Origin of the sequence: Nocardia transvalensis (assembly GCF_015477765.1) — a bacterium.
Classification (GTDB): domain Bacteria; phylum Actinomycetota; class Actinomycetes; order Mycobacteriales; family Mycobacteriaceae; genus Nocardia; species Nocardia transvalensis_A.
The window spans coordinates 225,328-237,457 of sequence record NZ_JADLQQ010000001.1; the positions used below are offsets into that span (position 1 = coordinate 225,328).

The following is a 12,130-nucleotide window of genomic DNA, read 5'->3' on the forward strand; positions in this document are numbered from 1 at the left end:
AGATGCGTGTCATGGCACAGCTGGCCATGGTGATGAACCTGGACAAATGCATCGGCTGCCACACCTGCAGCGTGACCTGCAAACAGGCGTGGACCAACCGATCCGGCACCGAGTACGTGTGGTTCAACAACGTGGAAACCCGTCCCGGACAGGGTTATCCGCGCCAGTATCAGGATCAGGAGCGGTGGAAGGGCGGCTGGACGCTGGACAAGCGCGGGCGGCTCACGCTGAAGTCGGGGTCGCGGTTCAAGCGGCTGCTCAATATCTTCGCCAATCCGGATCTGCCCACCATCGGCGACTACTACGACCCGTGGAGTTACGACTACGACACCCTGCTGTCGTCCCCGGCCATGGACACCACCCCGGTGGCGCGGCCGAAATCGCTGATCACCGGCGAGGATACGAAGGTCACCTGGGGTGCCAACTGGGACGACGACCTCGGCTCGGGCCCGGATCAGGTGGGCCGGGACCCGCTGCTGGCGAAGCTGTCCGACCAGGTGAAGCTCGAATTCGAGCAGACCTTCATGTTCTATCTGCCCCGCATCTGCGAGCACTGCCTCAACCCGTCGTGCGCGGCGTCGTGCCCGTCCGGGGCGATCTACAAACGCGCCGAGGACGGCATCGTGCTGGTCGATCAGGATCGCTGCCGGGGCTGGCGGCAGTGCATCACCGGCTGCCCGTACAAGAAGATCTACTTCAACCACAAGACGGGCAAGGCCGAGAAATGCACCTTCTGCTATCCGCGGGTGGAGGTCGGCATTCCGACGGTCTGTTCGGAGACCTGCGTGGGGCGCCTGCGCTATATCGGAGTGCTGCTCTACGACGCCGACGCGGTGCTGGAGGCGGCCTCGGTCAGCGATCCGAAGGATCTGTATCCGGCGCAGCTGGGGGTGTTTCTCAATCCGCACGACCCGCGGGTCGTCGCCGAGGCCGAACGCGCCGGGATTTCCCCGGAATGGATTGCCGCCGCCCAGGATTCACCGGTCTACAAGCTGATCGTCGACTATCAGATCGCGCTGCCGCTGCATCCGGAGTACCGGACGATGCCGATGGTCTGGTACGTGCCGCCGCTGTCGCCGGTGGTGGACGTGCTGTCACAGACCGGTCACGATGGTGAACGCGCGTCGAATCTGTTCGGCGCCATCGACGCGCTGCGTATCCCCGTCGAATATCTCGCCGAACTGTTCACCGCGGGCGATGTCGGGCCGGTGCGGGCCGCGTTGCAGCGGTTGGCGGCCATGCGGTCGTTCATGCGCTCGATCAATCTCGGTCAGGAGCCGGATCTGTCGATTCCCGAATCGGTGCGGCTGGCCCCCAAGGAGATCGAGGCGATGTACCGGCTGCTGGCCATCGCCAAATACGAACATCGCTACGTGATTCCGAGCGGGGCCACCTCCCGGGCCCACGAACTCGATTCGCTGGCGACCGGGTGCAGCCTCGACACCGACGGCGGCCCGGGTATGACGGCCTTCGACGTGATGGCCGAGAAGTTCCACCTCACCGACACCAATGACGCCGCACCCGAGGAAAAAACGACGCGGGTGAACCTGCTCAATTGGGACGGCAGGTCGACCGACGGACTGCTGCCCGCACGCAACGGCAACGGTTCGGGGCCGAAGGCCAACGGGCACAACGGTTCCGCGCCGAACGAGGCTTCGCTTCCCGATACCGATCCGACTGCCACGCCGGAACCGACGGGAGCGATCCGATGAGTCTGCTGAGGGTCAGGCGGCGCCCCGAACCGGCCGTGCCGATGTCCGAGCGCGACCGGCGGCTGGTGTGGCGCCTGGCCGCCCTGCTGCTGGACTATCCGAGCGCCGAGACACTGGCGATGGTCGACGAATTGTCTGCGGCGACAGCGCAATTGCCTGCCGGAGTGCGCGGTCGCCTCGAGGCCTTCCTGCCCCATCTGCGTGCCGCCGACCCGATCGCCCTCGCACAGCAGTACGTCGAAACCTTCGACCTGCGCCGCCGGGCGAGCCTGCACCTGACCTACTACGCCTACGGCGACACCCGCAAACGCGGCTTGGCGCTGCTGCGGTTCAAACACGCCTACCGGCACGCCGGAGTCGAACTCGGCGACGGCGAACTGCCCGATCACCTGCCGGTACTGCTCGAATTCGCCGCCACCGTGGATCCCCTCGGCGGAGAACGGCTGCTCGGCGAGCACGTGCCCGTGATCGAGCTGCTGCGGCTGTCGTTGGCGGACATGGGCTCCCCGTATGCCGATGTGCTGACCGCCGTGGTCGCGACGCTGCCGCCGCTCACCACCGCCGACCGCCGCCGCATCGCCGAACTCGCCGCCGCGGGCCCGCCCGAGGAGGAGGTCGGCCTCGAGCCGTTCGCCATGGACCCGTTGCTGTTCACCGGATCGGAGGGCCGGCGATGACCGCCACGCTCTGGGCGACCCTGCCCTATATCGCGTTCACCTCGTTCGTCCTCGGCCATCTGTGGCGGTATCGGACCGACCAATTCGGCTGGACGACACGGTCTTCCCAGATCTACGAGTCGCGGCTGCTGCGGCTGGGCAGTCCGCTGTTCCATTTCGGGATGCTGGGCGTGATCGGCGGCCATGTCCTGGGTGTGCTCATCCCGCAGTCGTGGACCGCGGCAGTCGGCATCTCCGAGCACGTCTACCACCTGATCTCGGTGTCGGCGGGGTCGGTCGCGGGCCTGACCGTCGTCGCCGGGATCACGATCCTGCTGTATCGCCGCATCACCGTGCCCGCCGTGCGCAAGGCCACTACCCGCAACGACAAGCTGATGTACATCCTGCTGGCCGCCGCACTCGGCTCCGGACTGCTCAACACGATGGGCAGCAACCTGCTGTGGGGCACCTACAACTACCGGGAGACGGTGTCGCCGTGGTTCCGCAGCCTGTTCACCGTGAACCCACATCCGGAGCTGATGGTCGGCACGCCCTGGACCTTCCAGGCGCACGGGCTGATCGTGCTCACGCTGATCGGGGTGTGGCCCTATACCCGCCTGGTACACATGTTCAGCGCACCCATCGGCTACCTGGTGCGGCCCTATGTCGTCTACCGCAGCAAGCAACCGCAAGTGGTGGACAAGCGGCGCTATGCCCGAGCCTGGGACGCGCCGGTGGTGCCGCCGCCTCGGTGACGGAGGTCGTGGACGGCCGATTATGCGAGCGAGCGTCACAACGATGTGCAGTCTCACTCCGGCACGGTGTACTCGTAGACATGCAAGCGACGACAACCGCCACCGCCTCCGCCACCACCTCGATCGGCACGATTTCCCTGGTGGCCGCCACCATTACGACCGGCCTGCTGGCCGGGGTCTACTACGCCTACGCCAGCTCGGTGATGCTCGCCCTGCGCAAGGTCGACGACCGCACCTTCGTGGACGTGATGAACAAGATCAACGTGGTCATCGTCAACCCGATGTTCCTGCTCAGCTTCCTCGGGTCGGTCGTGCTCACCGGCCTCGCCGCCGCCCTGCATCTGCGCGCCGACCAGCGCACGGTGCTGTGGTGGATCCTGATCGCGCTGGCCCTCAACGTGGTCAGCCTGCTGATCACCGCCGTGGGCAATATCCCGCTCAACAACCAACTCGCCGAGGCCGGCGGCGGTGACTTCGCCGCCCTGCGCCAACAGTTCGAAAACCCCTGGGTGACCCTGAACATCCTGCGCGCGGTGGCCAATACCGGCGCCATCGGCTTCCTGGCCATGGCCCTGCGCGCCGGACGGGGCTGATCACCGGCGGCGGATCGTCGGGAACAAGAAAGCGGGTGCTCACACGAGCACCCGCTTTCCCGTCTCCGATCACTCCACCCGGTGCCCGCGCCTCATCGAGAATGTCGTCCGGGCGAGGCGCGGTCACCGGGTCGACACGATAGTGCCATGTAACGGCGGCAATTCCCGTGAAGGACACCGAGTTCGCCGGGCGCGTCGGCGAACTGCTTCCGCTCGTCGGGCGCGGCGTCCGTTTTATCCCTAGGGTGGAGCAGATGGGTCAAGAGGGGTCGGGGCATGGGAGGGTGAGGCAGATGCACAATCCGTTTGCGGCGGACGGGCGGTTCCCGGATGTCGTGGTGACGGCGGTGGCCGCGACCACGTCGATCGCCGGAGACGTCGAGCAGACCTGGGCCGGGCTGTTGGCGGGGGAATCCGGCATCGGTCGGCTCGAGGAACCGTGGGTGGACAAGTTCGATCTGCCGGTGCGGATCGGGGGGCCGTTGAAGGTGAAGCCCGCGACGCTGTTGAGCCGGGTGGAACTGCGGCGGCTGGCGTATGTGGAGCAGTTGGCGACGGTTCTCGGCCGGGAGGTGTGGCGGGCCGCGGGTGAACCGGAGGTGGACCGGGACCGGCTGGCGGTGGCGATCGGTACCGGGCAGGGCGGCGGGGATGCGGTCGTGCAGGCCACCGATACCCTTGCCACCCATGGTTATCGGCGCGTCTCGCCGCTGGCCGTGCAGATGATGATGCCCAACGGGCCCTCCGCGGTGGTCGGTCTCGAGCTCGGCGCGCGGGCCGGTGTGGTCACGCCGGTGTCGGCCTGCTCGTCCGGGTCCGAGGCCATCGCCAATGCCTGGCGGATGATCGCCATGGGCGATGCCGACATCGTCGTCACCGGTGGTGTCGAGGGTTATATCGATGCGGTGCCGCTGGCGGCGTTCTCGATGATGCGGGCCATGAGCACCCGCAACGACGACCCGAAGGGCGCCTCCCGCCCGTTCGACCGCGATCGGGACGGCTTCGTCTTCGGCGAGGCCGGTGCGCTCATGGTCATCGAGACCGAGGCGCACGCCGAGGCGCGCGGCGCGACGGCCCTCGCCCGCCTGCTCGGCGCGGGCATCACCTCCGACGGCTTCCATCTCGTCGCGCCCGACCCGGAGGGTAAGGGCGCGGCCCGCGCGATGACGCGGGCCATCCAGACCGCGGACCTGACCCCGCAGGACATCACCCACGTCAACGCCCACGCGACGGCGACACCGATCGGCGACACCGCCGAGGCCAAGGCGATCAGCGCGGCCGTCGGCAACCATCCGGCGGTCTACGCGCCGAAGTCGGCACTGGGCCATTCGATCGGGGCGGCGGGTGCGCTGGAGTCGGTGCTCACCGTGCTCAGCATCCGCGACGAGGTGATTCCGCCGACGCTGAACCTCGACAACCAGGACCCCGAGGTCGATCTCGACATCGTGGCGGGGGCACCGCGACACGAGCGGATCGACTACGCGCTGAACAATTCCTTCGGCTTCGGCGGGCACAACGTCGCCCTGGCCTTCGGCCGGGCATGAAAGAGGACACGGTGCGAAGGGCATGAAAGAGGACACGGTGCGAAGGGCATGAAAGAGGACACGGCGCGAAGGGCATGAAAGAGAACGGCGCGAAGGGCATGAAAGAGAACGGCGCGAAGAATATGAATCGGACTGCGGCGCAGAGGAACTGCCTCCGGAACGGTCAGAGGATGATGTCGCGGCGCACGACCTTGCCGGTGGCATTGCGCGGCAACGGTTCCGCGGTGATCACCCAGCGCGATGGCACCTTGAAATAGGCCAGCCGCTCGGTGAGGAACTCGCGCAGTTCGGCCTCGGTCACCGTGGCCGGATCCCGGACGACCACCACCGCGGCGACCTCCTGCCCCAGATCCTCGTGGGCGATGCCGAGCACCGCCGACTCGAGCACCGCCGGATGTTCGTCGAGGGCGTTCTCGATCTCGATGGGGTACACGTTCTCCCCACCCCGCAGGACGAGATCGGATCGGCGGCCGGACAACCGGAGTAGGCCGTCGTCGAGAATGCCGAAATCGCCCGTGCGCAGCCAGCGTTCGCCGTCGATGGCCGCGGCGGTGGCGGGCTCGTCGTTCCAGTAGCCGAGCATCACATACGGGCTGCGCACGCAGATCTCGCCCTCCGTGCCGTCGGGCACCGGCTTGCCGTTCGGATCGCGGATCTCCACGGAGACGCCGATGAGGGGCCGCCCCACCGTCTCCGGATGGACGGCCAGATCCGGTGGGGTGGCCACCGTTGCGGCCGTGCCGCTTTCGGTGAGTCCGTAGCTGGTGGCCAGTGCGACCGGGAGACGGTCGCGCAGGCGCTGGTGCAGCGCCGGTGAGGAGGGTGCGGCGTTGAGCGAGAACGCGGTGAGCGAGGACAGGTCGTATCGGGACAGGTCCCGCTCGAGAATCCGGGCGGCCATCGTCGGTACCGCACCCCAATTGGTCACCCGCTCCCGCTCGACCAGCCGCAGCACCCGGTCGGCGTCGAAGGCGCCCTGATGGATCACCACGGTGGCTCCGGTAACCAATCGGGGAACAGCCAGGTTGTGCAGACTTGCGATGTGGAACAGCGGTGAGGTCAGCAGGAATCGCTTGTCGCTGGGGCCGTCCTCGTCGGGCAGGCCCTGCATCGCGGCGGCCATGGCATCGGTGAAGCGGTGATAGTCGCTGACCGCCACCAGATTTCGATGTGAATGCACCACGCCTTTGGGCCGCCCGCTGGTGCCGCTGGTGTACAGGATGACCGCCGGGTCGTCCTCGGTGAGACTGGGACTCGTGTCGAGGGCCGGGTAGGCGGCGATCAGACCGGGCAGGTCGTGTTCCATGGTGAGCACGGCGATATCCCGTGCGGTAGCGCTGCCCAGCGCTTCCTCCAGCAGCGCAACACGTTTCGCATCGGCGATCACCACCCTCGGGCCGGTGTGAGTCAGGCCGTAGGCGATTTCGCGCGGCGCCCACCAGGCGTTGTAGCCGACCGCGATCGCACCCAGTCGCTGCGCGGCCCAGAACGCCACCACCCACTCGGGCGTATTGGCGGCCAGGATGCCGACCCTGTCACCTTTACCGACTCCGTAACGGTCGGACAGCGCATGCGCCAGCGCACCGGCCGCCGCATGATGCTCGGCGAACGACAGCCGCCGGTCGTCGGTGACCAGGTAGTCGCGCTCACCCCACCGCAGGGAGGCATCGAGGAGTTCCGGCAGTGACCGGCGGCGGTGCCGCATGACCGGCATCGGCGCACCCAGCACCGGCTCGACCGTCATCTCGAAGCGTCCGCCGGGACCGGTCAACCGCGCGGCGGCCTGCACGGCCACCGCCCGAACGTCGACAGTATCGGTCATGATCGGGACCTCCTCATGCCTGCCACCGCATCGAAGGTGGCCTTCAGATAGGCGTCACAGCGGTCCGACCCGATCAACCCGCCGGCCATGCGATTCATGGTGTAGGCGACGGTGATTCGCCGATCCAGGTCGTTGACGACCATCGCACCGCCGTATCCGGCCCACCAGCACACCCGCCCCGCGGGCACGTGCGGCACGGTCTGCGGATGCGGCAGCCCGTATCCGATGCCGAACCGCAACGGCACCAGCAGCGCCAGATCCACGCCGTCGGACTGCTGATCGAAGATGAGGTCGATGGTGCGCGGCGACAGGAACCGCCGCCCGCTCACCTCGCCGCCGCAGGAAATCAGCGACTGTACGCGGGCGACCGAGCGGGCGTTGCCGTGCCCGTTGACGGCCCCGATCTCGGCCTGCCGCCATGCGGCGGTGGCGGTTTCGGTGACGACATCGAGCAGCGGGTTGGTGAGCGTCTTGATCAGCACGCTGTCCTGTTCGAGTGCCGCGAGGTCGAACGTCGGCTGTTCCGGGCGGACGAGCATGGCGATCCGGTCGAAATGTTCGGGCCCGGTGCCGATGTGGAAGTCCGCACCCAACGGTGTCGCCAGGTCGTCGGCGAAGAACCGGCCCAGCGTGCGGCCGGTGATGCGGCGGATCACCTCGCCGATCAGGTGCCCGTAGTTCACGACGTGATAGCCCGACGCCGAACCGGGTTCCCACCACGGCGCCTGCTCGGCCAGGCGGGCCGCGGCGCTCTCTGCGTCGTAGACGTCGGACACCTCGATCGGCCGCTCCCAGCCGGAGACGCCGGAGGTGTGCGAGAGCAGATGCCGAATCTCGATGTCGCCCTTGCCGTTCGCGGCGAACTCGGGCCAGTAGTGCGCCACCTTCTGGTACACGTCCAGTTCGCCGCGGTCCACCAGCAGCAGCGCGCACAGGGCGGTCATGGTCTTGGTGACCGAGAAGACGTTCACCAGCGTGTCGGCCCGCCAGGGCATCGTCCGATCCGGATCGGCGTGGCCGCCCCACAGATCCAGCACCGGATCGCCGTCCACGGTCACGCACAGCGACGCACCCAGTTCCGCGCCGGAGGCCAGCTGGTCGTCGAATGCCGCTCGGACTCCGGAGAATTCGTCGAGACAGAAACCGGAGGACTTGGTCATCTTCGCACCGCCTGTATCGCCCGCGCCGGGACCGGTAGCGAATTACCCGCGGCAGCAGCACGTTTCGCGCCCCGCTCCAGTTCCTTGGTCAGATCGCGCACATAGGGTTCGAACTCGACCTGGATGGTATGGCGCGGCGAAGTGTAGTAGCGCCCCGCGCGCCTGGCCTCCTGCTCCTGGATGGCCTGCACCATCTCCTCCCGGGACGGCAGGTGGTAGCGGCCGGTCAGATAGGCGGCGACGAATTTGCTCTGCTGTTCGGCGAAATTCACCAGCGTGGGCAGCGGCTGGGCGAGGCCCATGAAGAACAGATCGTCGATACCGGGCTTGATCATCAACTTGAACAGCGGGAAGCGATGGTCGGTGTCCGGCGACAGCTGCGGGTCGGAGAAGAACGGGAAATTGATGCGATATCCGGTCGCACACAGCACCACGTCCACCTGTTCGACGCTGCCGTCGGCAAAGCACACCCGGCCACCCTCGAGCCGGGTGATGGCCGGTTTGAACTCGATATCGCCGCAACCGGCGCGATGCAGGAACTCCTCACTGGCCGAGGGATGCGCCTCGAACGGCAGATGATCCGGCCGGGGCAGCCCGTAGTTCTCCATTTCGCCGCGATATTTTCGCACGAAACGCTGCTTGAGCTTCAGGCCGAGCTTCGGCGGCATCCAGCGCGGCATCGAACGCCGATCGCCCACCTGGCCATTGACATATTTCGGTAGCACCCACACCCCGCGACGGGCGGAGACGAACAACTTCTCGGCAATGAACTTCTGCGACAGCTCCGAGGCGATGTCCAGGCCCGAATTGCCCATGCCCACGACCACGATTCGCTTCCCGCGCATATCGACCGGATCGAATGGGTCGTTGTAGGCGTGGCTGTGCATCAGCACACCGTCGAATTCGCCCGGATAGTCCGGGAATCGGGGATCCCAGTGGTGGCCGTTGCACACGGCCAGCGCGTCGTAGGTCTCGGTCTCGCCGTTGACGGTGGTGACCACCCAGAGTCCGTCCCGGTCGCGCTCGGCGGCAATCACCTTGCTGTTGAATCGGATCCGATCGCGGATGCCGAAATGGTCGACGTAGTCCTTGAAGTACTGGAACAGCTGCGAGTGATGGGGGAAGTCCGGCCAGTCCGCCGGTGCCGGGAAGTCCTCGAATTGCAGCCGGTACTTGGAGGTGTCGATATGCAGGCTCCGGTAGCAGGCCGACATCCCGTTGGGGTTGTTGAAATACCAGTTGCCGCCCACCTCGTCGGAGGCCTCGTAGCAATCGAACGGGATACCGTGGTCGGCAAGGCGTTTGGCGGTGGTGATTCCCGACGGTCCGGCGCCGATGACGCACACCCGGGGAAGTTCGCGTGTCTGCATGCAACTCTCCTGTTCGGCCGACGGTCGGCGGCGACCGTGCCGGACGTGATGTGGCACACACGGTAGCACTCGCTGGACATCGCGTCTAGTGAGTGACCGATCGTCTACCATCGACGCTATGCCCGAGGATTCGCTGTCCGAACGCCGCGGCTCACTGCGCGACGAACAGAAGCGGCTGACCCGCGCGCGGATCGTGGAGTCGGCGCGGCAGTTGTTCGAGACCCAGGGGTATTCGAGTGTGCGGGTCGACGACATCGCGGCGGCGGTCGGCTGCAGCCGCGCCACCTTCTATCTGCACTTCACCGGCAAGACCGAGGTGCTGCGGGCGATCGCCGAGCAGGGCACCCTGCCCAGTGTCATGCGTTTCTACGAGGATCTGGATCGGGTGCTGGACACCGGCTCGCGCGCCGAATTCGCGGCCTGGATGGCGCGGGCGATCCAGTGGTTCTTCGAGCACAAGGATCTGTTGCCCGCGTGGGACGAGGCGACGGCGATCGAACCCGAGTTCCGCGAGGTCGCCCGCGCGGGCATCATGGCGCTGCCCGACACGATGACCTCGTATCTGTCGCGCTGGCCGGCCGAGCGCCGCGACGAGGCGCGGCTGCGCATAGAACTGCTCGTCGCCCAGCTGGAACGCTTCTTCACCCGCTGGGCCATGCAGGGCACCATCGACGTCACCGCCGACCAGGCCGCAGAGGTCCTCACCGACATCTGGTTCCCCGCCCTCCAGACCCCCGAGCCCTGAAAGTTCACCAAGAATTCGCGGCTCCGAGTTGCCGGGGCGGGCCGCGGTGAGCCAGCATCCAAGATCATGCCGTCGAATCGCTTGAATCCTGCCGGCGATATTCCCGATACCGGGATTCCCGAGCAGTTGGCCGCCTCCATGACCATGGCCGAGCAGTACGAGTGGCACCGCTCCTACCTGCGCGGACGCTCGGTCTCCCGGCGGAAGTTCCTGCGTGGATCGGCGGCGGCCGCGGCGGTGGCGGCGGTCGGCGCCTCGCCGTTCGCGGGCCGCGCCTACGCCGAGGACGCCCAGCTTGCCGTTGCCGGGCGACACGTCGGCTACGGTCCGGATGCCGCCAGCCAGCTGCGCTTCGCGGCCCAGCTGTCCCGAAACCCGAACGGCGCCAAGATATTTCTCGACCACGGCCCGACGCCGGCGCTGGGCGCCACGGTGGAGGCCGAGGTCCGCAACCTGGTCACCCAGATTCCCAGCAGCGACGGCGCAGTGCTGGCCGCCGAACAGTTCTATGTGCACGCACCCGTCGACGGGCTGCCGGGGCGGGCGGGGCACTTCTATCGGTGGCGCACCTCCGACGGATTCGTCGGCGACGTCCGCGCCGCCGCCACCGCCATGCCGTCGGTGCGGAATGCGGTGCTGCCCTTCCGTTTCACCATGATGGGCGATCAGGGTACCGACGAGACGCCCACTCAGCCGCCCGGGTTGGCGCCCGGCGACTACGACGACAACTACTACAAGCCCGATAACGATCCGACGGTGCCGCATGCGGCGAACGTGCTGAATCAGATCGTCGCCTGCCGACCGGATTTCCACGTCCTCGCCGGAGATATCGCCTACGCCGATCCGTCCGGCGCGGGGAAGCAGGCGCAGTTCGTGCCCTCGGGCGGCAAGGCGGGCCACGGCTTCGACAAGTTCAATCCCTATGTGTGGGATGTGTATCTGGGCGCCATCGAGGCCAGTGCGTCGGTCACGCCGTGGATGTTCGCCACCGGCAACCACGACATGGAGGCCGCCTACGACACCCATGGCTACGGCGGACACCTTGCGCGCCTGGACTTTCCGGGTAACGGCCCGGCGGGCTGCCCGTCGGCCTACTCGTTCACCTACGGCAATGTCGCGGTGCTGTCGCTGGACGCCAACGACATCTCCTACGAGATCAAGGCCAACACCGGATATTCCGGTGGTGCCCAAACAGGTTGGGTGGAGCGGACTCTCGCCACCTATCGCGCGAATCCGAATATCGACTTCATCGTCTGCTTCTTCCACCACTGCGCCTACTCCACCACCGATTCGCATGCCAGCGACGGCGGCCTGCGCGACGCCTGGTGCGGCCTGTTCGATCGCTACCAGGTGGATCTGGTGCTGCAGGGCCACAATCACATCTTCGAGCGCACCGACCCGATCCGCGACGGCAAGCCGACCAAGGCGGCGGGCGACAATTCGATCGTCTACCCCCAGACCGACGGCACGGTCTACTACACGGTCGGCGGCGGTGGACGGCCGCGCTACGGCTTCCAGCCCGGCTCCCCCGAAACCTACCGCGGCCACGAGGTCGCCGACACCACCGTGCCCAACAGCTACGTGTGGACCTCCGAGGGCCACAAGCAGGCCGAGGCGGCCCCGTGGTCACGCGTGCGATTCCGCAACTACTCGTTCATCCGCGTCGACGTCCGCCCCGGCTTCTTTTCCAGCGAAATGGACGTGGTCGCCGTGGACGAATACGGGCGCGAGTTCGACAAGGTGACTTATCGGCGGCAGGTGCGGGCGTAGGTC

Annotated in this window: 10 protein-coding genes; 7 read left to right on the forward strand and 3 right to left on the reverse strand. The window is 67.1% G+C overall.

Annotated elements, in window-relative coordinates; genetic code table 11:
* Window positions 1-2: 2 nt before the first annotated feature.
* From narH to IU452_RS01060, 5 genes are all read left to right on the forward strand, one after another.
* Window positions 3-1,712, forward strand: coding sequence for a nitrate reductase subunit beta (narH, locus tag IU452_RS01040; RefSeq protein ID WP_195106956.1), 1,710 nt, complete (start codon window positions 3-5; stop codon window positions 1,710-1,712).
* Window positions 1,709-2,389, forward strand: a complete 681-nt coding sequence (gene narJ / locus IU452_RS01045; protein ID WP_195106957.1) for a nitrate reductase molybdenum cofactor assembly chaperone — start codon at window positions 1,709-1,711, stop codon at window positions 2,387-2,389. The genes narH and narJ overlap by 4 nt, the downstream gene beginning before the upstream one ends.
* Window positions 2,386-3,123 (forward strand): respiratory nitrate reductase subunit gamma, encoded by a 738-nt coding sequence (narI, locus tag IU452_RS01050; protein WP_195106958.1) that lies wholly within the window; start codon window positions 2,386-2,388, stop codon window positions 3,121-3,123. Before narJ ends, narI begins: the two co-directional genes overlap by 4 nt.
* Window positions 3,124-3,203: 80 nt before the next feature.
* The gene (locus IU452_RS01055) at window positions 3,204-3,716 is read left to right on the forward strand and encodes a DUF1772 domain-containing protein (RefSeq protein ID WP_195106959.1); all 513 of its coding nucleotides are present in this window, start codon (window positions 3,204-3,206) and stop codon (window positions 3,714-3,716) included.
* A 293-nt stretch (window positions 3,717-4,009) separates the two neighbouring features.
* Window positions 4,010-5,260: a KasA/KasB family beta-ketoacyl-ACP synthase gene (locus IU452_RS01060; RefSeq protein ID WP_195106960.1), complete on the forward strand. Its 1,251-nt coding sequence runs from the start codon at window positions 4,010-4,012 to the stop codon at window positions 5,258-5,260.
* Window positions 5,261-5,423: 163 nt separating this feature from the next.
* Here the strand turns inward: IU452_RS01060 and IU452_RS01065 are convergent, their stop codons facing one another.
* From IU452_RS01065 to IU452_RS01075, 3 genes are read right to left on the reverse strand one after another with little or no spacing between them, the layout of a single operon-like run.
* Window positions 5,424-7,082 carry a class I adenylate-forming enzyme family protein gene (locus IU452_RS01065; RefSeq protein WP_195106961.1) on the reverse strand — a complete coding sequence of 553 codons (1,659 nt, stop codon included), beginning with the start codon at window positions 7,080-7,082 and terminating at the stop codon, window positions 5,424-5,426.
* The gene (locus IU452_RS01070) at window positions 7,079-8,242 is read right to left on the reverse strand and encodes a serine hydrolase domain-containing protein (protein ID WP_195106962.1); all 1,164 of its coding nucleotides are present in this window, start codon (window positions 8,240-8,242) and stop codon (window positions 7,079-7,081) included. Before IU452_RS01070 ends, IU452_RS01065 begins: the two co-directional genes overlap by 4 nt.
* On the reverse strand, window positions 8,239-9,612 hold the full coding sequence (locus IU452_RS01075) for a flavin-containing monooxygenase (protein ID WP_195106963.1): 1,374 nt from the start codon (window positions 9,610-9,612) through the stop codon (window positions 8,239-8,241). Before IU452_RS01075 ends, IU452_RS01070 begins: the two co-directional genes overlap by 4 nt.
* 118 nt (window positions 9,613-9,730) lie before the next feature.
* Between IU452_RS01075 and IU452_RS01080 the strand changes: the two genes are divergently transcribed.
* Window positions 9,731-10,357 (forward strand): TetR/AcrR family transcriptional regulator, encoded by a 627-nt coding sequence (locus tag IU452_RS01080; RefSeq protein WP_195106964.1) that lies wholly within the window; start codon window positions 9,731-9,733, stop codon window positions 10,355-10,357.
* 66 nt (window positions 10,358-10,423) lie between these two features.
* Entirely contained in the window at window positions 10,424-12,127 is a 1,704-nt protein-coding gene (locus IU452_RS01085; protein WP_195106965.1) for a metallophosphoesterase family protein, read from the forward strand.
* The last annotated feature ends 3 nt before the right edge of the window (window positions 12,128-12,130 follow it).